A 23812-nucleotide genomic window follows, 5' to 3' on the forward strand; every position below is an offset into this window, starting at 1 on the left:
AAACTGAGGTACAGTCAGCATGAGCTACCTCTCAACCTCTTCTTTCACAAAAGCTGGTTTATTCTCTTTGCTGATGCTATTGCTCGCTGGCGGGATATGGTACGCAAATAGCCTGGAAACCGAGCAGCAGGCTGCGATCACTCACCTGACCCAGGCTGAATGGCAATCGTCAGAATCACGCTCCCCGGTCGCTCCCGTGCTCTGGCAGGATAGTAAAGCCTTGGCTGCTAGCTGGCAGGCCGTGGAGTTGCCGCTTGCCCCCGATATCGCTTTGCTGCGGCAGGCGAAAACTGCCGGTTTTCATCAGGGTATGGTGCTGACCACCTGGATCAGATTAGTTGTGCATGGCTACAAAAATACCTCTGGCCCAATTGCCCTTTATGGCAGCCGTATTAAAACAGATGGGACAATTGCCATCTATGTCGATGGCGAGCTGGTTCACCGGGCGCAAGAGCAGGGGCCGCTGTGGAACAGTACACGGACGCCCCTGTGGGTACTTTTGAACAATTCCCCAGGCGGCTCGCCGCCAACCGAAATACTGGTTCGTCTCGAGCACTCGGCTAAAACCCAGATCGCCATCTCATCACTTTGGCTTGGGTCTGCGGACATATTGAGCAGCCGCTACCATATCCGCCTGTGGCTCCAGCAGGAATTGCCGGCAACACTGGGGGCAGCCTATCTTGCCGTTGGTGTATTCGCATTGTTTGTGTGGCTTAAGCGTCGGCGGGAAACCGGTTATCTGCTTTTCTTCGGGATTGCCGCGGCCTCATTTTTGCGCGGCCTGCACTTTTATGTGAGTCTGCCGATTGCCAATGACTGGTTTGCCTGGCTCACTGTCAACGCCTTGTTCTGGCAGGTTTTGATCGTACATTTCTCTCTCTGCCAGCTGCATGGCCGTCCTCTGGTCTGGCTGAGCCGCGCCACGGTCGGGCTGACTGTATTGGTAGGCCTGCTCACACTGCCGCTACTTGCCATGGTGCCTAATACCCCCAAGGTCACGCCGCTGATTTATCTGGCGGCGGCGCTGATGGGAGCTGCTGTCGGTGTGGTCGGAGGGATCAATACCTGGCGTCGTTCTGGAGAAGGGCGTCTGGTCGCTATCGGTATCGGTCTTTGCACGTCGTTTGGCGTGGTTGACTGGTTGTTGCAAAACAATATCATCAATCCGGAGGGATGGTATCTGGGAGCATATGCCAATGCAGTGGCCTGCACTATTTTCGCCACACTGATGTGTTTGCGTTACGTCAATGCCATTGATGAGGTGGAGGCGATCAATATCAAGCTCGCACAACGCCTGCAAATACGTGAAGCCGAACTTGAATTAAGCCATCAGCGTTTGCGCATAGTAGAAGTACGGCAGGTGATCAGTGATGAACGTCAGCGGTTGATGCAGGATATGCATGACGGGCTGGGCTCATCGTTGATCGGTGCAATTCGCTCTGTAGAACGTGGCGGCATGAGCAATGTCGATGTTCTACAAATTCTCAAGGATTGTATTGACGACCTCAAACTCACCATCGACTCAATGGAGCCAGTCGCGGCTGATCTGTTGTTATTACTGGCCACGCTGCGTTTTCGGCTGGAGCCCCGGCTTGAGAGTGCAGGCGTTGCATTGCAGTGGAATGTGCGTGAATTACCCTCGCTGGACTGGATAGACCAAACCACGGCCTTGCACATCTTGCGCATCATTCAAGAAAGCATTGCCAACATATTGCGCCACTCTCAGGCCAGTGAAATACGGGTCGGTACTGCGTTGATGGCAGCAGGGGTAAGTGTGAGTATTGAAGACAATGGCAAGGGATTCGATGTTCAAAAAGCGCTGAAAGCAATGGCTGGCCGTGGTTTGCATAATCAGCAGCGCCGCGCCCAGGCAATTGACGGCGCTGTATCCTGGCGCTCAGGGCCATTAGGCACCTGTTTTACACTTTGGTTACCGCTGTTACGTTAATGGGCTAAAACTGTAGTGAATAAATGATGCAGACCAAATTCCGGAAAGCCTGGTGAGGCTATGACGGAAAAGCAGGGGGCAAGCTTCAATTTGATCATGTTGGCATGAGTGCCCCGGGGTTTAATGTCTGTACGCCAGGGAAACGAAGCCACGGGTAGTGGGGTTTCATTTCATTCTGATGGCGGCTATTTATGAGTACGACATTTCTATTTGAATTGATGGGTGAAGCTGATGTCCGAGCTGATATCTTGGATCCATTAATTAAGCAGTTAGGTTATCGCACGCATGCTGAACAACACACACATATGAATCCCATCTCTAGGAATGATCCTGAAATTATCCAGAATACTACACGCCACTATAATTTTATCTGAGCATTTTTTTAAATGCATGCAGGTGTTAAATGCCAATAGGTATCAAATTCTTTTTGACTCTAGCCACTGCTGTGGTTGCAGTCCTGATTTATTTTTCAGGGACGGGGAAAGGTAGCGCCGGACCGGATTGGATGTGGAAGCCAGGAAAAACTGATCCAGTTCGTAATTTACTTTTTCGATCCGATGGCTCAGCAAGGCGGCATATGAAGGCATGTGTCTTGATCTTGTTTGCATTGGCGTTGCTACTTCTCTGGACACTTGTCCCAACAAGTAATATCGAGTGAAGCGCGTAAATGGAGAAGGGTCAGGTCATGCATACATTTTTAAGGCATTCATCTCGCGTGGGATGTACCTAAAAACATTTGGGTCGAAAAAATCAAAGAATTGAAGTTCGCTCTTCTAAAGATGAAATCAGGTTCATACTCACGCGACAAGATCGAAATTAATGCAAAAATATTGGATGCCTGGAAATGGACCTGATTTTTAAAAATACGACAATTGATGAATTGAAGATTTATATAGAGCCATCTACTGATGAAATTCTATTGAAAAAAAATGATGTGTTGGGGATTCAAAAAAAGATTGAAGGTGGCACGCCATTCGAAATTCATTATTGTGACGGTGCTGTGGTTATCTGGATTCCTCATGGTCAGTCTGCCGATTTTTTTATGAATGGAAATGAGATTGCCACCATTTGCAGTCAACATATATGGTAACGCTGCTACAAGAGTGAAGGCAGTTTGCGTATTCTCATAAAAGTAGCCAGCGATTCTTATTTCAAAGTAGCCACCTGTATTTATCGAATTGATTTAGTCTATAAATTCAACAATGGATAAGCTGTCCGGAGCGTTATTGGAGTGGCGGACCAACAAGCTATCGCTGGAGGCATTCGACAAAGCTTATTGGCTGATTAGCTAAATCGGAAGAACTTCAGTTAGAAAAAATTCTGTCGATGCTCAGTCAGCAAATGGCACTACTATAGTAGTCAAATCGCTCTGCTTGGTCCTCTACTACGCCACGTACAGCAATACCGCGCCAAAATGGCATATGCTTCCGCCAAGCACGAACAGGTGCCAAACCCCGTGGCCGTGACGCCATTTGTGATCTGTGGCATAAAACGCGATGCCGCCGGTGTAGAGTGCACCACCTGCTGCCAGCCACCAGAAGCCGTCCATCGTGAGCGCATTGATGAGCGGCTTAGCAGCGATCACGCCAACCCAGCCCATCACCACGTAGATTAGCAACGACATTAGACGTGCTCCTTTGGCGTACCACAATTCTTGCAGGACGCCAGCAACGGCAAGCCCCCACACTACGCCGAACAGCGACCATCCCCACGTCCCCCTTAGGCTGACCAGTGTGAATGGCGTATAGGTACCAGCAATTAGCAAGTAGATCGCGCAATGGTCTAGCCGACGCAAGACGTCTTTTGCTGGCCCTTGGGAGCTGTGATACATCGCAGATGTAAAATACAGGGCAAATAGCGTGGCAGCGTAGATGCTGAAACTAACAATCTTCCAATAGTCACCACTGCGAGCTGCTATCGCAATCAGCGATATGCCGCCGACTGCCGCCAGCGCAGCACCCACCGCGTGGGTAATGCTGTTAAAGCGCTCTCCATAATACATGCGTATTCCCTTACAAATTTCCCACTATTGAAAGCTGCGGCCCAGACCTTATATTTTGCGTGGGCGCGTTGTGTACTTACTGGCGAAAACTACCACCCCTGTTACGCGACCTATCAAATTCCAGTTCTTTCCAATCGAAGTGGCGCCATTGTAATGGATCAATACTGTCACTGAGTACTCGCTCCCTTTTATCGGTAATTGGCCGCTGGATAAAATTTTACAAGGCATATCGAAGATACTTTTCTTCCCATCTGGTTAAATAAAGCTGAAACGGCCAGTAGATTAAAACACGCTTGCATGCAGTGATGCCTTGAGGCTGGGCACATTAACACTATTAATCGAACCCTGTGACTGTGGTTAATCGTTTACTGCCGCAGCAGCCTGGCAAATCGCTGAAGACCAAGCATGATCCTACTGTGCCATGGAAGGATATCCCTGACCTATGTGCTATTCCCATGTCTTACGTACGCTCACTACATTTCTTCGTTTGCAGGATTGTGAAGCGGTCCAACTCACCTTCAAGCGTCGCATTTCAGTATCAGATCGAATACTCAGTGGCAGATGCGTTTGCGCGCTATGGAATATCTTGCTTGTATAATAGTAAATTCTCCTTTAGCCCATGCAACACGCGTGAGGCAAGGCATGTTGTACCAGGCGCATAACCGAGGGTTGATATGACTGCACAGAATTCTTTGACGAACGCTTTTGTATCAATCGGTATACCGGGATTAGATAATGTTCTTGGCGGTGGGTTGACCAAAGAACGTTTATATTTGCTCGAGGGAGATCCAGGTTCAGGCAAGACCACGATAGCCCTTCAATTTCTAATTGAGGGGGTGAAGCGTGGTGAGACGGTTTTGTATATCACTTTGGCAGAAAATGAGGTGGAACTGCGTGCTATAGCAGATGCGCACGGTTTGTCAATGGAAGGGGTGCATGTCCATGAAGTCATTCCGGAAGAAAGCCTCCTTGATCCCAGTGAGCAATATACTGTTCTCCACCCTTCCGAAGTCGAGTTGGGAGAAACAAACTTCTTAATTCTGGAAATGATCGAGAAGTTGAACCCCAATCGCGTCGTCCTGGATTCGCTATCAGAATTGCAACTACTGTCAGGGAGTGCACTGCGCTATCGTCGCCATGTTCTCGCGCTCAAGCAATATTTTGCTAAGCGCGCGTGTACAGCCCTTCTCCTGGACGACAAGACAGCCGTACGCGGCGATCAACAAGTCCGCAGTATCGCCCATGGCGTGATTACTTTACAGCAGACAGACTCTGAGTATGGCGCAGAAAGACGTCTCGTTCGAGTAATGAAGTATCGTGGCGTCGCATTCAGGCGCGGACCACACGACTATACGATCATTACTGGAGGGATCGTGGTTTATCCCCGCATCATCGCTGCTGAAAGTCGTGAACTTGCACGGCGCGCCCAATTTTCTAGTGGAATTTCTGAGTTCGACTCACTGTTAGGAGGTGGTATCGAAGAAGGGTCGAGTACGCTAATCTCTGGTCCTCCCGGGACGGGAAAATCGACTCTAGCGATACAATTTGTGAAGTCTGTTACTGATGCTGGCCAGCGGGCCTCAATATTTTTGTTCGAGGAGTCGTTCAATACACTGCTAAACCGATGCGTGGGTATAGGTATGGATCTGCGCCCTTCATACGAAGCGGGGTTGTTGGAAGTCCATCAAATTGATCCCGCTGAAATGAGTCCTGGCGAATTCACGCACGCGGTGTGCAGTGCGGCCGATAACGGGGCGAAGATTATTGTTATTGACAGTCTTAATGGCTATCTGAATGCAATGCCTGAAGCAGGTTTTTTAACCACCCATTTGCACGAGGTACTCAGATATTTGGGACAACGTGGTGTAGCAACTTTTCTGATCGGGGTGCAACAAGGCATTGTCGGCGCGATGACAACCGGTATTGACGTCAGCTATATGGCAGACAATGTCTTAATTTTGCGATATTTCGAGGTGCGAGGAGCTATAGCTAAAGCCCTCTCTGTGTTCAAAAAGCGAGGTAGCGCACATGAAACCACTTTACGTCGGTTTAACATTACGAAAACTGGTATTGAAGTAGGTCAGGTCCTTGATAGCTTCCAGGGGATACTCACGGGTGTACCTATTCTTTTAAATAAAGAAGAAGTGTGATTTTCTGAGGGTAAGTTGTTTTTGTATTAATTTAATTTTGCAATAGAAAAGGCCGCCGTGGAAAGCAGAATTTTAATCTTTGCACAAATTGGAAAGGATGCACGCCTGGTAGACCAATTGCTTCAGCGCACCAAGATGGAAACCTTTATTTGCAGAAGCGATCTGGAAGTGCTAACAGAACTGCGCGTAGGTGCCGCAGCTTTGATCGTCTCAGACGAAGCGCTTAGTGCATATCTTCTCAAATTTTTAAATCAATTTTTGAGTAACCAACCAGCGTGGTCAGATTTTCCTATATTAATTTTAACCAAGAGGGAAGTAGAATCTCGACATACATCTAATTTTTTTCAATTAGGTAATATAACTTTGTTAGAGCGCCCACTTCAAGGACTGACGCTCATCAGTGCTGCAATGTCGGCCTTTCGTGGGAGGCAGCGCCAATATGCGATGCGTGACGTGGATCGCCGCAAGGATGAATTTTTGGCGATGCTTGCGCATGAATTGCGCAATCCACTAGCCCCAATCAGTGCCGCCTCTGATTTATTGAACTTCCCCAATCTGGCTCCAGAAAGAATCAAGCGCACAAGCGAAATCATTTCTCGCCAAGTGAAACACATGACGGGATTGATCGATGATCTTTTGGATGTTTCCAGAGTGTCGCGGGGCTTGGTCACGCTTAAGGAAGAGGTACTTGATGCAAGGCATATCGCCACGGATGCCATAGAGCAAGTGCGACCATTGCTTGAAGCCCGTCATCACCATCTTACACTGCAAACAACTTCCGTCCCTGTTTACATAAAAGGCGATCCTAAACGGCTAATTCAGATATTGTCGAACGTGCTGAATAATGCCGCAAAATACACTTTGGAGAGCGGGGAAATTACGCTGAGTATGAACAGTGACGCAGATTCGATTATCTTTGTTATCCGCGATAACGGCATTGGGATTGAGCCAAAGACTATAAATAGTATTTTTGACATGTTTGCGCAAGCAGAGCGATCTTCAGACCGAACGCAAGGCGGGTTGGGAATAGGGCTGGCATTAGTACAGAATTTAGTTCAACTTCACGGTGGCACCGTGACGGCCAATAGTGACGGCTTAGGCCATGGAAGTAAATTTACCATAACACTTCCACGATTTTATCCGGTATCGACGATTAATAATGAACCTGCACTAAAGCTGAAACCGGTCACGGGAAATATTAATGTGCTTGTAGTGGATGACAATGAAGACGCGGCATCAACGTTGGGCATGTTTTTAGAGCTGTCTGGGTGTAGCGTAAAAATTGTTCATAGCGGCAAAGCAGCCTTAGATGTAGCAAAAACGGAGTCTTTAGATGCCTGCCTGCTGGACATTGGTTTGCCCGATATGGATGGTACACAGTTAGCTAAGAATCTGCGTCGATTACCTACAATGGCAAACACGATGCTTGTGGCAATCACAGGATATGGCCAAGATATAGACCGGCAGCGGTCATCAGAAGCTGGCTTTGATCACCATATGGTAAAGCCCGTTGACATGGATGCGTTAATGCGTCTGTTAGGCCAGCTGAGTTAATTAGTAACCTAACAACTCCGACTACACAGATTATCGCGCAGCAATCAGTAGAAACATGGAAAATGGTAACTGCTTCTACTTTGCAGGCAGTGAGAGCCCTTCTTGTTTCACCGTGTTAGTCGTCTAGCAAATGCACCGTTTGCCGCCTTCCCCAATGTGGTAATTTCCGCCTCGCTAGATATAGGGCTATGCTTCTACTGCAAGCAAGGTTGAGACAGTGCCGAGCAAAGAGCCATCACTTTTATATGAACTCAACGGTCACTTTGCGGAGCTTCAATAGCTGAAGAACTTCCTATTACTTAAATAGGGAAGTGACGCATTCATAGATAAAATATGCTGTGATTGTGCTTCTGGCAGGTGGTGGTAAGATATATGGTTACGCCATAGCTGTTTACCTGATTTACATCAGGCTCCCTACTTGGAGCGGCTCATAGCAACTGAATGTGTTTTACAGATTTGTTATTGAATCGGCTCTTTGTGGAGGAGGCATGGTATTGGCAACGGATCAAAGCTCGGCAGCGGATGAATTATCCCCGATTTCCCTGCAATTTATCTCCATTCGCGAAGCAGTGATGGCACGCTGGGAACAGGAAATCAGAGCGCGAGTTCCAGGTGCCAGTAGCTTGCTTGGGCCCGTATTAATCAATACGCTTCCGGCGTTTTACGACAATATTGCTGAAGCCTTAAGCCCGGACTACCCGCGCAAAGATGCGACCAGTAATAACAATGCTGCTTCCGTGCATGGCGGTGAGCGGGCACGCATGACTTTGTATGGTCCCGATCAGGTGATACACGAATACCAAATTTTTAGGGAGATAATTGCTATCGTTGCGAAAGGACGCGTTGAGCTGACAGAGCATCACTGGACAATTATCGATCAGTCTATCAACACTGCTACCAGGGAAGCTATCCGAGCTTTCACTGCCAACCACGAGATATTGCGCGGTAAGTTAGCCGCGGCCCTTTCGCACGATATGCGGACGCCGCTGGCAGTCATAGTCAACGGCGCTCAGCTCATCGGCATGACTACTGACATGGAAGTAGTCAAGAAATTTTCCTCTAAAATCGCGTCTAACGCGACGCGCTTAGGTGCCATGATGGGGGAATTGGTGGATGCACTTACTCTTCAAGGCAACACCAAATTGGCGCTTGACCTCTCGCAATTCGACATCAACGAATTAGCTAGCGAAGTATGTGAGCAATATTATCAAAACTTTGATTGTAATATCGGGTGTGAAACGAGTGAAGCGGTCATTGGATACTGGTGCAAGAACTCATTACGCAGAGCTTTGGAAAACTTGATTAACAATGCCATCAAATATGGAGACAATAAAACAGTCAGTACCAGAGTTCATCAGGCCCACGGTAGATTAATGCTGAGCGTCCACAATATGGGCAACCCCATTCCAAAAGAAATGCACAACAATATTTTTGATTATTTACGTCGTGAAGATAATGTCGCTACAACACCCAGTTGGGGTATTGGCCTGCATTTTGTAAAAACTGTCGCAGAAAGTCATGGGGGAAGTGTTCTGGTCGACAGCTCTGAAGAGCTGGGGACAACCTTTCTTATAGATGTGCCTGTTGACTGCCGTCCATTTGTACCGTAATCCTGGGCCATGACTAAAGTGGGCAACTCGCCCGAAAAAAATGAACTTATACACATTTACTGTCCCGGCAAATAGCAAAACGTGGCATTGCTAGAAATAACGCATAAAAATTTAATCAACCCAGTAAAGAGTCTAAAAGCCACCGTTAGGTGGTTTTTGACTTTGTGTTCATGGCCAGTGACTCAATTAGTCAGCACAACATATCAAGTTATCTATGTCGATATCAAGAATATCTCAACCAACCGAAAATACTCCCCCGATGAAGCTGACGACTGGCTAGAACTACGAGCACTACGCTCAGGCTCTGGCGTTATACCAGTTCTTGGCAGAGATTCAGGTCATGCTCGGCGCAAACCACTTACCTTTGACTGAGCAGTTCGCGTAGGCGCTCAAACTGAATCGGTTTGACCATGTGATGATCAAAGCCAGCATCGTGGGCACGGGCACGATCAGACTCCTGACCCCAGCCGGTGACGGCAATCATGGTGATTTTTTTGCCCCAAGGCTGGGCACGAACGCGCCGCGCTAGTTCATAGCCATCCATGTCAGGCAAACCAATGTCAAGCAGCATCACGTCGGGATGCTGCTCAGTAGCTGACTGCAGGGCTGCAGTCGCACTATACGCAGTGTATACGCGGTTGCCGAGCAGTTCGAGCGCCATTGCTAAGGTGTCGGCCGCATCGGCGTTATCGTCCACCACCAAGATGCTGTGTTCGCCCACCTGTGCCGTCTCTATTGTTGCGACTAGTGGCGGTTCCGTCGGCACCAGTAACGGCAGGGTGACCGTAAAGATACTGCCACTGCCAGGTCCATCGCTATGCGCACTGATGCAGCCACTATGCAACTCGACCAAGCCATGCACAAGCGCTAAACCTATCCCCAGTCCGCCTTGGGAACGTTCCAGTGCGGGTGTAAGTTGGGAAAACATGTCGAAGACCGATTGCAGAGCCTCGGCGGGGATGCCTATTCCATTGTCGCTAATGGCGATTCGGACCATGTCGTCGTCGTGTTGAACCGATAACGTAATTCGGCCACCCTCCGGCGTATATTTGATCGCATTAGTAAGTAAGTTGATGACAATCTGAGTTAGCCGGGTCTCGTCCGCATTGATCATCAGCGGTGGCGCTGGAAGGTCAACTTCCAGCGTGTGATTGGCAGCACTGGCTAGAGGTCTTATATCGTCGACTGCAGCACGTGTGATCGCTATCAGGTCGCAGTGCGCCAGCCTTAGTTGTAATCTGCCTTGGTTGATGCGCGAAACGTCCATTAAGTCATCCACCAGATGAGTCAGCTGCTTAGTCTGGCGCTCCAACATATTGAATGCCCAGATGTAATCAGTTTCTGGACGCAAGCGAACAACTTCCAGCACGTTGCGCATCGGCGCTAACGGATTTCGCAGTTCATGCGCGAGTGTGGCAAGAAATTCGTCCTTGCGCTCATGCGCTTGAGACAGCTGCTCGTTTGCAATTCGCAGTTGCGCTTCGGCATCGCGTAATGCTTCCAACGATTCTTCGGCATTCTTACGCTCGCGCAACAGCTCACGCTCGTAGGATCGACGATCATGCATTGCCATTACGGCATATTCGTCGTACTGGGTAGTGCCCTCCTGGCGGCGCATGATATTAACCAGCACTGGGACCCGTTCGCCCTTGAGCGAGAGCATTTCCATCTGGACTTCAGCTACCGATCCCTGGATAGTGAGCAGCGGATTACAATGAGTTTGATAGAACAGACGACCGCCAATAGTAAGCAAGTCCTGGACACGTTTACCATCAGTCAACTCGGCTTGTGTATAGCCGAGACAGCGGCAAAAGGTGGCATTCGCACGCAGGATCGTGCCATTTATGTGGCACAAAACTAAGCCGCAGGGGGCACTCTCGAAAAGGTTGCCGTCGTTCGGAAGCAACCCATTCGGCACGAACGCAGCGCTCATACTTACCTCAAAACACCGGACAAAAAGTCATCAATGGCTGCTGAACTCGCTGTCGGTGCACTCATGTGAGGGCAATGGCCCACGTTATCGATTATGTGCATTTTGCTGTTGGGCATGTGGCGCAACATATATTCTCCGACCGATACTGGCGCAATCATGTCTTCGCTACACTGTAGAATCAGGCTGGGGGTCTTACAGTGCACCAGATCGGCACGATGGTCCGACAAAAAAGTCGTCCGGGCGAAGTGCTTGGCGATTTCGGGATCAGTGCGGCAAAAACTGTTGGTGAGTTCCTGTCCGAGTTCCGGACGGTCCGGTGCTCCCATGATGACGGGCGCCATATTGCTCGACCAGCCTAAGTAATTATTTTGCAACGTTTCAAGCAGTTCCTCGATATCCTCGCGAGAAAAGCCCCCTACATAATCGCCATCATTAATATAAGACGGTGATGGACCAACCATCACATGTGCGGCGAAGCGCTCCGGGTATCGATTGGCTGCAAGCAAGCCGATCATGGCACTGACTGAATGACCTACAAAAACCACCGGCCCCATCGCATACTCTGCCATGATTTCCAGCACATCGTCAGCGTAGCCGTGCAGGGAGCTGTACTTGTCGCGATCATAAGCGTTGAGGTCTGAATTGCCACTACCTACCAGGTCGAAGGTCACCACCCGATAGCGCTCAGTGTAATGCGGTGCCAAGAAACGCCACATGCTCTGATCGCAGCCGAAGCCATGTGCCAACACCATCGTGATTGGACCCGTGCCGGTGATGTTAACGTTATTTCGATGTGTAGTTCTCATAAGTTTCAACAGGAATCGATGTAGAACGGCAAATTTTTTAGGTAGCTGACAATTTTACGCTATAGAGCAGTACTGGCGTATAACAGATTCACCAGTTATATATGTGTTACGGGAAAAAGTAGTTGCTTGTTTTTGCCCGACAGGAATGCTCACCTATCATCCTGAAAGTATAGCCTAGCTGCGTTTGGCCCAAGTAATCGCGCCTATCTCGATCAAATACTTCTAAATCCGATAGGTACACGATTTTCCTGCATATGCTCAGCGCGACGCTGCATTTTGCAAACCTGTTTTCTGCGAGAAGTCGCTGCCCATTTGTGGCCGGTGCACTCATCGATACTCTGGCGATTACGCAATTTCTATCAAGCAATTATTTTGAAGTGTCAATAGTTGCTGTAAATGTATTTTTAACTTTTATTAACATTTAATCTTGTTTTTCATATAATATTAATTGCTCATATTTAACGTGGGGCTTGAAGGTATTTCTATGAACAGGCGATGCTGTTAAATGCAGAAATTGTCTGACATGTCATGGAGGCGGCGCGATGACTGCGTCCCGCCCTTTGCCCCGCTGTGAGGCTAGTGCTGCGCCAGCTAATTGATGCATGGGCCTTCTTCCGGGCTATGGCAATTTCAGCGCTTGTACCTAATTTTGAATAATAAGTGAAAAAATGAAACCACTATTAATCTTGCTGGCCTTTTCGTCTGTAGCGTTTGCGGCAGAACCTGAATACACGATAAAGAATATTGATGCAAAAACTGTTCAATATGACGGAGATATTGTTCGCGGAAGCCATAAGGATTTATTGACCCACCTCACACCAGAAACTGAGCGACTAAAGGTTAACTCACCAGGTGGTAACGCGGAAGAAGCCATGTTAATGGCGAATGAGATTCGACAAAGGAATATTCAACTTGTCGTAGAGTCTGCCTGTCTTTCATCTTGTGCTAATTATTTATTTCTCGCAGCACAAAGTAAAGTTCTGGAGCCGGGGGCTTTTTTGGGTTTCCATGGTTCAGTAAGTACCGTGCTCTCGCCAGAGGACATTAGCCAATTTCAGAACGGGAAATTGAAAAGTATGGACTTATCCAATAATGGACCACAAGAGGCTTTCAAGAAAATAGGGATTCTGGAACTGGAATTTTTAAGATCCATCAACGTCAATGGCGATCTGTTTAAAGAGATTGATGAGAAACTGAAGCCAGTGATTTTGAAAGAAAAAAGAGAACCAAAAGTAACCGGGACAGTGGTACTCATCACCAGCGACAATCGATGGGAATATCAAATAGACGATATCGACGCGGCACAAGAAAAAGCCATAGGCCTGGCAAAAGCTGGCATCAAAGCAGATATTAAAATAGAGATGAGGAGGGAGAGCGCAGCATCGAATCTGGCCTACTTCCCTGATCGCGGGATTTTAGAGAAATATGGGGTAAAGGGAATAGCAAGTTATTCTTACCCCAAGAATGCTCTGGAATTGAAACAGCGTGTTGTAGACAAGATAGGTGCAGACGTTAATATTTTCGGTGATTTTTAAGGGGCTTTTTAATAAATTCAATTCAGTGCGTGGATGTGATTTGCAGCGCGTAATCGCACACATTCTCAACGAGATATACACCATTCCCTTCATCCGGAATTTTCTCGCATATGTCTGAAATGATGTTGCATTTCGCAAGGCAATTTTCTACAGATGCCCGTGATGGACAGATGTGCGATTACGTTACACTAATCGCCCTTTGTAGGGTGAACCTTTCTGGACAATAGTATCAATTTGAGTGTCATTGTCGGGGACTAAGTATGACTCATAGGGAAAATAAAAAAATGGGAGAGTCTTTATAAATGAGTTCTGCAAAATATATCTTTGTGTTTTTCTTCGTTGGAATTTTTATGTTGCCCGGTCAAGTGTTAACTAGAGATGGCGACATTAAAAATAAAAAGGTTCAAACGTTAAAGGACGCCGAGAAAATTTCGATTGATGCGCTTGTTAGATATTCGCATAAAAAAGCAGAACTTTTTTCTTGCACGTTAATTGAAGAAAGAAGGAGTGGGTTTTTGGATGTGAAGGAACAGAACCAAATCGTCCCGTAGCATCAGGTCCGATAGTGAAGGTGCAGAAAAAAAATGGCAAAGTAGAGATAGAGCCTGGAATGTGAGGAGTAGCCTGCGCAGGTAAAGGCTGCATTTTAAATTGTCAATATATAATCGCTTTAGCGCACCCGCGCACAGGTGACGCCGTCATTGACCAGTCTGACAACTCTTCACTGCCGGTGCTGTGGTGTTTTGATGTTGACGCATATATGCATCGTCGCGTCCTTCAAAGATTGTCTCTTACCGTATCACCGAAAATCGTGCTGTAACCAAGTGTGCGATATTTTTTCCAGCCTCGTTAGATTTCAAAATGGAGATTGTATTGCAACTACTTACTGAACAAACTATAACCATCGCCAAATCTGTAGAGGCCACGTATCAATACGCGACAAATCTTGAGCATTTTGCTGAGTGGTTTCCTGGCGTTTTATCGATAGAGTCAGCCAACACACTTGAGCATGGCCAGCGCGGTAAGGAATACCTGGAAACAATCGTAGTCCCTCTCAAAGGCAAGAGAAAAATTAAAATCTGTGTCAAGGAGGCTGAATTTGGCAAAGTGTTTATTACTGAAGGTGAGTTCGCGCCTTTGATGCCACGAATGGAGATACGCTTTCTGGCAACGGGTGCTGAATCCTGTAGCGTCACATGGCGCATGTTCAGTCGCAACGATGGCTTTCTATTCAAGTCCACGCTCTTGCATTTATTCAGGAGTGTATTACGCAAAAGGGCGGCTGTTGGTATAAAACGCCTGCAGCAAAATCTCGAAAAGCGGCCATGACTCTTGGGTTCCCTTTGGTACCCGCATAATGCGAAAGCAAGTACACTAATGCCTACTTTTTAGGGGAACATAAGATGGGCGTGGAATACCGGCATTTTTTGGTCGTTAATGACAAGGACTGGCTGCCAGCGGCGGATACTCTGGCACGTGTCGATGCGGTCTTGTATAAATGGTCGCTGATCAATACGCCGACTATGGTGTTTGATTTATCGACGATGAAAGAATCGTCAGAAAAAACCATTCCCGGCTTTATGCCGGGCGCTGGCCAGGCGGTTGTCTACGGTGATGGCGCCAGCGGCAAGCCTGTAGCAGACATCGCCGGGCGGTGCTACTACGATACCGTAGAGGATGAGGACCACTACATTTCAAAAATCATTGTTGTCGCTGGCAATGATATCCGCATCCAGCAGTCTGACGAATACTGTTATTTTGAACAGATTTCACCTGCACCCGACCAGGAGTGTATTGGTTTTGTGCATAGCCTCGATGCAATTCCCTGGCCGGTTTCAAAAACCTTTTATGCCTACCTGGTCCACGGGAAGTATTCAGGCGCGCCTGAGATGCGCATTCATTTGGGTAAAAATTTCCCGGAGCTGTATGACTGGAGCGATTATGCCGGCTATTGGCGCGGCGCTGTCATGCTGGACTTTGGTAAAAGCTTGCCGGGCTTTTGCGACCAGTTACGCCAACTGCCTACACGTGATTTTGTCAATGACCTTGCCAGTGCGTTTCGGGGGCCGATTGCCGAGATAGGTGTGGTCTATTGAGCTGAATAGACACCTGCTCTTGAATCGCAATCTTTAAAGCAAAAGCGGCATCGATTCATCATCAATGTCGCTTTTTTTTTTACTTCCTTTGTCTTGCAGCTTCATACGCCTGGTTTTTGTCCCGCCGACCAACGGCCAAAACTAATACAGTGATAGTGTTGTCGTTGACTTCGTACACCAGCCTGTAACCGCTGTCGCGTAGCTTGATCTTGTAGGCGTTTTTCATGTCCGCGCCACTGAGTCTGGCGGCTGGGACATGTGGCTGTTGCAATCGTTTGGTTAAATGTTTTTTAAATTGCGCCTGAATAGTTGAGTCAAGCTTCTTCCATTCTTTCAGCGCAGCCTCATTAAACTCAAGTTTATAGGTCATCCAAAGAAACTTTCACGGTCTTGCCGTGCCGACGCTTTCTCACCAGTTCCGCCAGATCGATATCTTCCAGCTTTTCCATCATGATTTCAAAAGCATCCGCAGGAACCAGGTAAGCGGTCGCACGGTTATGGTTAAGAATGGCTACCGGCTCAAGACCTGCTTCTTCAATCACAGCCCCAGGGTTGCGACGAAGCTCGGTAATGCTCACGGTAGCATTAGCATAGATTGCATTTGTCATTGTCATATAGGTTTTCGGTATTAAAGTCGGTATTAAAGTCGGTATCAGAGTCGGTATCAGAGTCGGTATGCTAAGGTATTAGGTATTAGGTATTTTAATAAATGACACATTATTATATGCTTTATTAAGGTCATAATAATAGTTATTTTATTCTGTTTTTGCCCTTAAAAGCATTTTTTCCACTAATAGCAAAAACATAGCGTTCACGCAGCAGGGGAATTGATTGATACAGGCGTGTGTTGATAAGTGCATCTGGATACGTGCCAACACCGTTTCCTGTATCAATTCATTGCTGACTCATGCGCGACTTCAAAACCCTGCTTTAACGCGCTGTTGCTGGCACCGCGCGGAAAGCTACTGTCTGGTTCGACATGATTTTTACTGGTGGCAGCACATAGGTGGAATCCGTGGCGGTGAAAGTAAAGATCTGCGCGGCTGCAGCAGCATTGGCGTTGAAGGAGGAATTGGGGATAGCCGCCAGCGAATTGTACTGATACACATTGTATTTGACCCCGGCGGTCAAGCCGTAGACGGTCGCGGTCAATGTCAATGGTGCTGCTGTTGGTGGAGTATTCGAACCTTTGCTCATTGCCGGGTTTTCGTAATTCAGGTCGGTTGCCAGACGCACCGGAACGGTTTCCTTATTCAGATCGATGACACCAGTGATCGCGACGGCTGAATTTTGATTGTTGACGTTGGTATGCAAGGCAAGCGAATACGGCGGCGCAGTTTGGGCGTTAGCCTGCAAACGCGTCATCTGGAACTTGTCGAAACCATATTGGAACAAATAAGCAGCCGCAATCGGTGGAGCAGTAAACTGATTGGGGTAGTTGACATTGTTAGTGCCGCTGTTGTCGCTGAGCTGCAAAATATCGTCGGGGTAATAAGTCTGGTTAAATCCCGGCACCAAAGGGTGGTTGGAGGCTATGCCATTGACCGGTACGATATGATCGTAGCTGGAAAAACCTGCCAACGGATTGCCATCTGGCTCATACCAGTTAACATAGATGCCCATGATCACCGGATAGCCTGCCAGCACATAGCCCTTGATCCAGGCCAGGTACTGGTTGGTGGTGATGGTGTTTGCTTGCCCATTCCATTCAACGGCAGTCAGGTGCATATTGGCTGCTGCCGTCAGGTCATTGACGGCAACGAGCAACTGGCTGTTGACGTCGGTTTGGCTCAGGCCCGGTGTTGCGGCGGCGCGTGCCGTGTATTGCGATACATACTGACCGTAATATAAACCGGCACTGATGAAGGCGGTTTCGCCGCAATAGCCGTAATTGGCATTCCACTGGTGGCGTGGCGGGATCGCCAATGACATCGCGTAAGGGGCACCGGTTGGCGGAGGAGGGGAATCTGCTGGAACCGGCCCGGGCAATATCACAGGCACGAGGCTAGTACTGATCTGGTTTTGACTGTTGGAGTTTTGTGCATTGCTGTCGCTGCCACCTGAGCCACCACCGCAAGCTGCCAACATCGATCCTAATAAACTGACTACCAATACGCTTGCGATTTTTTTATTCATAAGGTCTCCGTATTTTGCGTGAACTTTTGGTTCACTTTTTTTGTCGCTGATCTTGCTTAAGTGAGCAAGCAATTGCGCGGTAGCAATTATGCAACGATTTTGCTGCCTGGTGAGAAAAAGTTGGAGGAAGTTTGGGGCAAGGTGAATAAGCGAAGTCATTTGACGATGGGGGCGGTTCGAAGTTAGCTGGCAAGCTGTAAGTTAATACGGCTTGCAGAACCATATCGCGCTGGTCCAGCAAGCTGACATGCAGGCAATTGGCTCATATTCAAGCCATCGCTGTGACGTGGTCGTAACGTGAGGCGTATTGCAATGTGCCGCATGTCTCCCCAATTTTCGGGGGAAATATTCACACCGTGGATAATGTACACATGCGGCGCAATATATTGCGCCCTACGATTATCCCTTTGCCAAGCTTACTAATTGTGATGCAAGATATTGAAATACATCTTGCTTGGTATGTACTGCAGCGAAGAAGATCATTTGATCTTGATTAGGATTTAGCCTGACTGGATTAGCAGTTGTACGCAAACTATGACCGAAGATTATCATTGCAAAATACGAGAAAACACATGGAATTTCATGCACCTTGACCGCGTACTGACTGTGAATGATTACTATGACGGGCCTCGCCTTGGCATTGCCTGCTTAAATGGCGTTGCTCATATCTACGAGGCAGAATTCGACCATAGCGCTGACGAGTACGGCGATCAATTTTTCCTGTCACCTATACGCCCCGATTTGCTTGCTCTGGTTCTTGAGGATTGGCAGATATGGCTGCGGTGGGAGGTCGCATACAAACGCGACGAGGTGGCACAAGATAGCCACCCAGCCCTGCCATCTGAGCGCGACCGACATGAAACCATCACAGCCATGATTGGCGACCAGCTCAAGACTGACCCGGCAAATCGTGCTTACTACAGAGCCAGCTTTTCTTATTTGCCCGGAGAGATTTACGTTAAATGGGTGGCAATTGAGGGGGAAGGGCGGGTCTGACATTCATACCATCACTACCGGGCTTGTATCCATATCACGTATATCGATTTTTCCCCTGCTCCCTAGCCATGAACCAGCCGCTCAGTCAAAGCCTGCAACTCTGCCAACGACATACCCTGCCTTTGCTGAGCATAAAGTGGATGATCGCATTCCTGTAGTTCTATCGCTGGCCGCTCGCCCAGTGGCCTGGTGTGCAGTATAGCTTCCAGATGCGGGGTGGTTTTTTCATACGGCAGGGCAGATGAAAACCAGGCAAAGCAGGGCGGCTCGGCTTCGCGGCCTTCTGTTTCCCATAATTCACAGGCACGTTCGAAATTCTTTTCACTCAGCGATACCCAGGCCAGCCAGACGAATTCTTCGCCGGTCTCGATGATGGGGATTTCGACACGACCGAGTACGAAAAAGTACTTGTCATCGATGACGCACTGGTCGGATGACAAGTCACAACGCGATTCACGTTCCTCTTCGGGTATGGTGTACCAGAGTTCTGGTGCAGACGGCCCATAACACATGGGGTAGCCTTCATGGAATGCACCACATGTGGCGCATGTAAAACCGGTGGACATTTTTTTCCTGTTATTTGTAGATGCGTGAAAGAGGCGGTAGGGTGCGCCGTGCGCACCGTTCAAGCTTCAGTAAGCCTTATGCTATCCAATGACCTGATCTGTGGTGAAAGCGGTGCGCGCGGCGCACCCTACTGATTGTCGTCTTTTTACTGCCAATAGCTTTACGCTCATCAATCCACAAACACCGTATCCGTCTTGCCCTGAGGTGGTATCTTGATGGCGATGGCTTTGACCGGGCCATTGCTGACGATGCTGCCAGCATGGGCTGTGCCTTTGGGGATGATGATCAGGCTGCCGGGTTTGAAGTCTTTGCGTTCTGTACCCAGCCACATGCTGCCGCTACCTTCGATGATGTACTGGATTTCATCGGTTTGGGGGTGCATGTGTTTGGCGACATTGCCTGATTGTATGCCGACGGTGGCATGGTCGGTAATGACCAGGGCGCGCGCATTCAAGTCGGCATTGCCGGTTTTGGGCAAGTCATCATGTTTGATGGCCAGTAAATCAATGATGGTGGCAGACAGGGCTGGTGCATCGGCACGGGCATCGCTGACGGCATGTTGTATCAGTGGTGAAGCCACCAGGCCAGCAAAAAAGGCGGCGGCAATGGCAGAAGTTTTGTTGATGCGCATGATGTCTCCAGGTTGTTGATGTCGTGATAATTGGTCGTGATAATTGGGCTGGTGATAGGAACAAGTGATATGGGTAGCTCAGGACGTAAAGTGTGCAATACAAAGCCATGCCGGGCAAGCAATTTCCGTTGTCATGGCGGTATTGCCAGGTGTTTGCAGGCAGGGCTGTGGTTTCATTTGCTTACCAGCGCTGCCAGCTTGCAATTGTCTGCTACAAATCATTACAAAACCCGGTCAACAGAGTCTTTGCGATGGCCGTTATCACCCCTACATAGCAAGCATGCACCGTGCTTGTCCGCCGCATGCTGCGGAAATTGATCTGGAGAACATTATGAAAAAAATCGCACTTGGCCTGACGGCAATCGCTGCTGCCGCCGCATTGACTGGCTGCGTGGTCGCCCCACGCCCTTATTATCATGCGCAACCCCAGCCTGTATATACGCAACCCCAGCCTGTGTATGCACAGCCAGGGTATGCCCCTGGTGTTGTCGTGGTAGAAACAGCACCACCTGCACCTTATGCTGAAGTGATCGGTGTGGCACCCAGCCCTGATTATATCTGGATAGGTGGCGCCTGGTTCTGGGAAGGTGGCCGCCATGTCTGGCACCGGGGTTACTGGTCGGCACCACGCTCTGGTCACTACTGGGTCGGGCACCATTGGGAGCAGGTTGGCCATTCCTGGCATTTCAGGGAAGGCTATTGGGCACCGCATCGCCGTTGATTCGCTAATTGCGCTTACGGCATGAGATCATGGCGCTGGCTATTGCGCCATGGCAGCCTGGCATGCTCTAATTCGGCTGACAAAATCAGCCTGTTAATCTCATGCCATCCGTCCTTATCAACAGCCGCCGCCGGGCGCTGCTGTTCAGCTCTGCATTGCTCTTGCTGGCGTCGTCCCAAGTCGACGCCGCCAGCGCCGCCAACACTTACCAGAAAACCCGGATCGATGGCTGGACCCTGATGTACGACCAGGGTTTGCAGACGGCAGATGCGGCGTCCAGAGCTGCCTTCATCAGTGCGCTGACTGATCAACTGAACAAACTCACGAAATTGCCAGTCCATGCGCAGAACAGTTTGCGTGGCGTCAGCATCTATGTGTCCAGCGGCACTTATCGCGCCTTCGGTGCCCAACATCATCCCTCTGCCCAGTGGCTGCAGGAACATGGCTACCCGGTCGAGTTTGCTGGCAATATAGAAATCTGCAACTGGAAAGAATTTACCACCCTGGTGCGCAGCCAGCCTTATGGGCTGTTGCATGAAATGGCACATGCCTACCATTTCCAGCATCCAGAGCTCGATGCTGCGGTCCTGCGCGCCTATGAAAATGCCAAAGCCGCCGGACTATACCGCCAGGTCACGCGTGACCATAAGCCAGCGCGGCAAGAAGCCTACGCCCTCAGCAATCACCGTGAATATTTTGCAGAACTCAGCGAAGCCTATTTTGGTGAAAATGATTTCTACCCCTACCAAAATGCCGAGCTAAAACAATATGATGCGCAAGGGTATGCGATGCTCGAAAGTGTGTGGAAGATCTAGGTGTTGCATGCAGCCCTTGGAATACGTTCGCATATGCTCGCCCTATGTCGGCAAGCAAGTCAGCAAGCAAGCCGGTTTGCATGTGAGTGTCTTATAATGTGCCATGAAACCTGTACCGGATAAAGCCGATGAATGCACTGGAAGTATTGAACCGTAGCCTGTTTTTACAATTGAATGCCGGTGAGCAGACTGGCGCTGGTGTGATCAGCTCCGCAACGTTTATCGCCGATGTATTGATTTACCTGATTCCGTTGACCCTTGTGCTTGCCTGGTTATGGCAGCCTGAGCGTCGCCAGCTGGCAGTCAGGGCGTTTCTGGTGTGCTGCATTGCCTTGGGTATTGGCCAGTTGCTGGCTATATTCTGGCCGCATCCCCGTCCCTTCATGATAGGTCTGGGGCATACCTGGATACCGCATGCTGCCGATGCCTCTTTCCCCAGCGACCATGGCATCGTCTTTGCCAGCATGGCTTGTTGTCTGTTGCTAACGGGCGAGCTGGCCTTGGGTGCACTCACTGCTATCTTGGGTATTGCGGTGGCATGGTCAAGAATATTCCTGGGCGTGCATTTCCCGCTGGATATGCTGGGTGCTCTTGGGGTATCGCTGTTTGCCTATTTGTTGCTGTTACCCTTATGGGCAAGATGGGGTGGCCCGTTCATGCAGGCAATAGAAAAACTTTACCGCTATCTGCTGGCCTGGCCTATTGCCAAAGGCTGGATCAGGGCGTAAGCCTGTCTTGATCAGCGATTGAAATAGACCACCGCTGCAATGGCAACGCCTATCCAGAACAAGACGCCCACAAAGATGGTCGCATTGGTGCTCAATACCAGACCTTTTTTATCGCGCCAGTAAGAAGAGTTGCCTGGTACCCTTCTTTCCTTGAAACCTTCTCCACGCACGATACCCAAAGTCAGTGCAGGAATCAGCACGCGCCCCGTACCATAGAGGATCACTTGAAACAGGATTTCGAAAAAGAATTCCAGTATGAAGTCCATGGGGAATGTCCAATAGCGGGAGAAGGGCCAAGCGTCAGTCAAAGATATCATCTTGTGCAGATGATAGTGCCATAATCTAGTTTAGCAGAGTAAGCCTATGTGTCGGATACTTGCCAGTGGAATTCTTGAGCGAATCAAGTTCCAGTTCAAATGTGAAAGAGGAATGGCTTTGAAAATTCCAGGTCTGAAACTGATGTTGATGCTTGCATCTGTTGCGGCAAGTGCAAACGCCAGCGATGCGGATATTGATCAATTCTATTGCCATAGCCGTGCTGCAGATAGTCAATGCGAACGCTATGCAGTTTCCATCATTAATCTGATCACCACGCCTGAGCGCTTTCACGGCAAGAAAATCAGTGTCACCGGATACATCTTGATTGCTGACGAAACCATTGCGCTGCAATTGAGCAAAGACAGCTCACCTGCCGAATCTGTATGGCTGTCCATACAAGAAGGGCAGATGGAAACAGAAAATGATTTCAGGCGTTATAAAAAAAAAGAAAAACAACTGAAGTCAGCCTTCAATCGCAAACGTTTATTGATAGAAGGCATATTCGATATGCATACCCGTGCCCACCTGTACCGTGGGTCTGTAAATGACATTACGCGTATAGATTATCGGTGAAGATCGGGTTTTATTGAATTGACCACCAGTTGTAGAGTGCGCAGGGTAGGTAGCAGCGCACTCTGCAGCTAGCCTGCAACTTGATCACGGCAACCATCGAAAATGGATAAACGTATGGCGCATTGCAAAGCTCCCTACGTCACTGCGGTGGCGAAAGTAAATGTCGCAGTCTGTTTACTCCGCCAGCTTCACATTCATGGTAATGCGCGCCGTGAAGACCTTGACCCCACCGCCATCGACCACGTCCACGATGACTATCTTGTCGCCTGCGGTGCTCCAGTCCAGGCCGCTGCCATCTGCCACTGCGGTGACATCGGTCTTGGCTTTGGCCAGGTATTCCACTGTCATGCCCTTTGGTATCCAGCGCCCGCCTGCGGGGATGGAAACATCAGTCATCGTGCCTGCCACCAGTTCTGCCGCATTGCACAGGGCAATCGCATGGATGGTGCCCAGGTGATTGGTGATTTCGCGGCGGAAGGGGACTTTGGCTTCGGCATAGCCGGGGCGCAGCTCGGTCATAGTGGGGTTGATGGTGCTGAAGTAGGGGGCCATCTGGCACACCATTTTGCTGAATTGCTCTGGGCCACCGAGTTTGAACATCTCTAGCGCTTGACTCATTTTCTTGTCTCCTGTTGTGTGTACGAAAAAACTTAATTGGAATAATATTCTAAAATAGAACTAAATTCTGTAATG

24 protein-coding genes are annotated in these 23812 nt (G+C 48.9%); 14 read left to right on the forward strand and 10 right to left on the reverse strand.

What is annotated here, in order from left to right; all coding sequences use genetic code 11:
- The first annotated feature begins 19 nt into the window (after window positions 1-19).
- Complete coding sequence (locus ACO0LD_RS18595) at window positions 20-1948, forward strand: sensor histidine kinase (RefSeq protein WP_423009488.1); 1929 nt, start codon at window positions 20-22, stop codon at window positions 1946-1948.
- 844 nt (window positions 1949-2792) lie between these two features.
- Entirely contained in the window at window positions 2793-3038 is a 246-nt protein-coding gene (locus ACO0LD_RS18600; protein WP_423009490.1) for a hypothetical protein, read from the forward strand.
- 294 nt (window positions 3039-3332) lie between these two features.
- Here ACO0LD_RS18600 and trhA read toward each other — a convergent pair whose 3' ends face one another.
- Window positions 3333-3950, reverse strand: a complete 618-nt coding sequence (gene trhA, locus ACO0LD_RS18605; RefSeq protein ID WP_423009492.1) for a PAQR family membrane homeostasis protein TrhA — start codon at window positions 3948-3950, stop codon at window positions 3333-3335.
- A gap of 674 nt (window positions 3951-4624) precedes the next feature.
- Between trhA and ACO0LD_RS18610 the strand changes: the two genes are divergently transcribed.
- From ACO0LD_RS18610 to ACO0LD_RS18620, 3 genes are all read left to right on the forward strand, one after another.
- Complete coding sequence (locus ACO0LD_RS18610; RefSeq protein WP_423009494.1) at window positions 4625-6100, forward strand: ATPase domain-containing protein; 1476 nt, start codon at window positions 4625-4627, stop codon at window positions 6098-6100.
- Between the two features lie 57 nt (window positions 6101-6157).
- Window positions 6158-7654 carry a hybrid sensor histidine kinase/response regulator gene (locus tag ACO0LD_RS18615; protein ID WP_423009496.1) on the forward strand — a complete coding sequence of 499 codons (1497 nt, stop codon included), beginning with the start codon at window positions 6158-6160 and terminating at the stop codon, window positions 7652-7654.
- A gap of 488 nt (window positions 7655-8142) precedes the next feature.
- On the forward strand, window positions 8143-9264 hold the full coding sequence (locus tag ACO0LD_RS18620; protein ID WP_423009498.1) for a sensor histidine kinase: 1122 nt from the start codon (window positions 8143-8145) through the stop codon (window positions 9262-9264).
- Between the two features lie 358 nt (window positions 9265-9622).
- Here ACO0LD_RS18620 and ACO0LD_RS18625 read toward each other — a convergent pair whose 3' ends face one another.
- Together ACO0LD_RS18625 and ACO0LD_RS18630 are read right to left on the reverse strand one after the other, a co-directional pair.
- Entirely contained in the window at window positions 9623-11197 is a 1575-nt protein-coding gene (locus ACO0LD_RS18625; RefSeq protein WP_423009500.1) for an ATP-binding protein, read from the reverse strand.
- Between the two features lie 2 nt (window positions 11198-11199).
- Window positions 11200-12003, reverse strand: a complete 804-nt coding sequence (locus ACO0LD_RS18630; protein WP_423009502.1) for an alpha/beta fold hydrolase — start codon at window positions 12001-12003, stop codon at window positions 11200-11202.
- 668 nt (window positions 12004-12671) lie between these two features.
- Between ACO0LD_RS18630 and ACO0LD_RS18635 the strand changes: the two genes are divergently transcribed.
- The 4 genes from ACO0LD_RS18635 (at window position 12672) to ACO0LD_RS18650 (ending at window position 15634) form a co-directional block, all read left to right on the forward strand.
- Window positions 12672-13538, forward strand: coding sequence for a hypothetical protein (locus ACO0LD_RS18635; protein ID WP_423009504.1), 867 nt, complete (start codon window positions 12672-12674; stop codon window positions 13536-13538).
- Window positions 13539-13840: 302 nt separating this feature from the next.
- Window positions 13841-14089, forward strand: coding sequence for a hypothetical protein (locus ACO0LD_RS18640; RefSeq protein WP_423009506.1), 249 nt, complete (start codon window positions 13841-13843; stop codon window positions 14087-14089).
- A gap of 310 nt (window positions 14090-14399) precedes the next feature.
- Window positions 14400-14867 carry an SRPBCC family protein gene (locus tag ACO0LD_RS18645; RefSeq protein WP_423009508.1) on the forward strand — a complete coding sequence of 156 codons (468 nt, stop codon included), beginning with the start codon at window positions 14400-14402 and terminating at the stop codon, window positions 14865-14867.
- 74 nt (window positions 14868-14941) lie between these two features.
- A complete protein-coding gene (locus ACO0LD_RS18650; protein ID WP_423009510.1) occupies window positions 14942-15634 on the forward strand; it encodes a hypothetical protein in 693 nt (230 codons plus the stop codon).
- 79 nt (window positions 15635-15713) lie between these two features.
- Here the strand turns inward: ACO0LD_RS18650 and ACO0LD_RS18655 are convergent, their stop codons facing one another.
- The 3 genes from ACO0LD_RS18655 to ACO0LD_RS18665 form a co-directional block, all read right to left on the reverse strand.
- The gene (locus tag ACO0LD_RS18655; protein ID WP_423009512.1) at window positions 15714-16004 is read right to left on the reverse strand and encodes a type II toxin-antitoxin system RelE family toxin; all 291 of its coding nucleotides are present in this window, start codon (window positions 16002-16004) and stop codon (window positions 15714-15716) included.
- Window positions 15994-16248, reverse strand: a complete 255-nt coding sequence (locus tag ACO0LD_RS18660) for a type II toxin-antitoxin system Phd/YefM family antitoxin (protein ID WP_423009514.1) — start codon at window positions 16246-16248, stop codon at window positions 15994-15996. The genes ACO0LD_RS18655 and ACO0LD_RS18660 overlap by 11 nt, the downstream gene beginning before the upstream one ends.
- Window positions 16249-16564: 316 nt before the next feature.
- Complete coding sequence (locus ACO0LD_RS18665) at window positions 16565-17770, reverse strand: hypothetical protein (RefSeq protein WP_423009516.1); 1206 nt, start codon at window positions 17768-17770, stop codon at window positions 16565-16567.
- A gap of 582 nt (window positions 17771-18352) precedes the next feature.
- Here ACO0LD_RS18665 and ACO0LD_RS18670 point away from each other — a divergent pair.
- Window positions 18353-18766 carry a hypothetical protein gene (locus ACO0LD_RS18670; protein ID WP_423009518.1) on the forward strand — a complete coding sequence of 138 codons (414 nt, stop codon included), beginning with the start codon at window positions 18353-18355 and terminating at the stop codon, window positions 18764-18766.
- Between the two features lie 62 nt (window positions 18767-18828).
- On the opposite strand, the gene ACO0LD_RS18675 is transcribed toward ACO0LD_RS18670, so the two are convergent.
- Window positions 18829-19332 carry a DUF2199 domain-containing protein gene (locus tag ACO0LD_RS18675; RefSeq protein ID WP_423009520.1) on the reverse strand — a complete coding sequence of 168 codons (504 nt, stop codon included), beginning with the start codon at window positions 19330-19332 and terminating at the stop codon, window positions 18829-18831.
- A gap of 170 nt (window positions 19333-19502) precedes the next feature.
- Window positions 19503-19964, reverse strand: a complete 462-nt coding sequence (locus ACO0LD_RS18680) for a cupin domain-containing protein (RefSeq protein WP_423009522.1) — start codon at window positions 19962-19964, stop codon at window positions 19503-19505.
- Window positions 19965-20295: 331 nt separating this feature from the next.
- Here ACO0LD_RS18680 and ACO0LD_RS18685 point away from each other — a divergent pair, with 331 nt between their 5' ends.
- The 3 genes from ACO0LD_RS18685 (at window position 20296) to ACO0LD_RS18695 (ending at window position 22228) form a co-directional block, all read left to right on the forward strand.
- Complete coding sequence (locus tag ACO0LD_RS18685) at window positions 20296-20685, forward strand: hypothetical protein (RefSeq protein WP_423009523.1); 390 nt, start codon at window positions 20296-20298, stop codon at window positions 20683-20685.
- A gap of 101 nt (window positions 20686-20786) precedes the next feature.
- Complete coding sequence (locus ACO0LD_RS18690; protein ID WP_423009524.1) at window positions 20787-21500, forward strand: hypothetical protein; 714 nt, start codon at window positions 20787-20789, stop codon at window positions 21498-21500.
- Window positions 21501-21628: 128 nt separating this feature from the next.
- Window positions 21629-22228 carry a phosphatase PAP2 family protein gene (locus ACO0LD_RS18695; protein WP_423009526.1) on the forward strand — a complete coding sequence of 200 codons (600 nt, stop codon included), beginning with the start codon at window positions 21629-21631 and terminating at the stop codon, window positions 22226-22228.
- 11 nt (window positions 22229-22239) lie between these two features.
- On the opposite strand, the gene ACO0LD_RS18700 is transcribed toward ACO0LD_RS18695, so the two are convergent.
- Window positions 22240-22494 (reverse strand): hypothetical protein, encoded by a 255-nt coding sequence (locus ACO0LD_RS18700; protein WP_423009528.1) that lies wholly within the window; start codon window positions 22492-22494, stop codon window positions 22240-22242.
- 163 nt (window positions 22495-22657) lie between these two features.
- On the opposite strand from ACO0LD_RS18700, the gene ACO0LD_RS18705 reads away from it, so the two are divergent.
- Window positions 22658-23119: a hypothetical protein gene (locus ACO0LD_RS18705; protein WP_423009530.1), complete on the forward strand. Its 462-nt coding sequence runs from the start codon at window positions 22658-22660 to the stop codon at window positions 23117-23119.
- Window positions 23120-23293: 174 nt separating this feature from the next.
- Here the strand turns inward: ACO0LD_RS18705 and ACO0LD_RS18710 are convergent, their stop codons facing one another.
- Complete coding sequence (locus ACO0LD_RS18710; RefSeq protein ID WP_423009532.1) at window positions 23294-23737, reverse strand: hotdog fold domain-containing protein; 444 nt, start codon at window positions 23735-23737, stop codon at window positions 23294-23296.
- Window positions 23738-23812: the final 75 nt, after the last annotated feature.

This window comes from Undibacterium sp. Ji83W (genome assembly GCF_049340385.1).
In the GTDB taxonomy this organism is placed as follows: Bacteria; Pseudomonadota; Gammaproteobacteria; order Burkholderiales; family Burkholderiaceae_D; genus Undibacterium.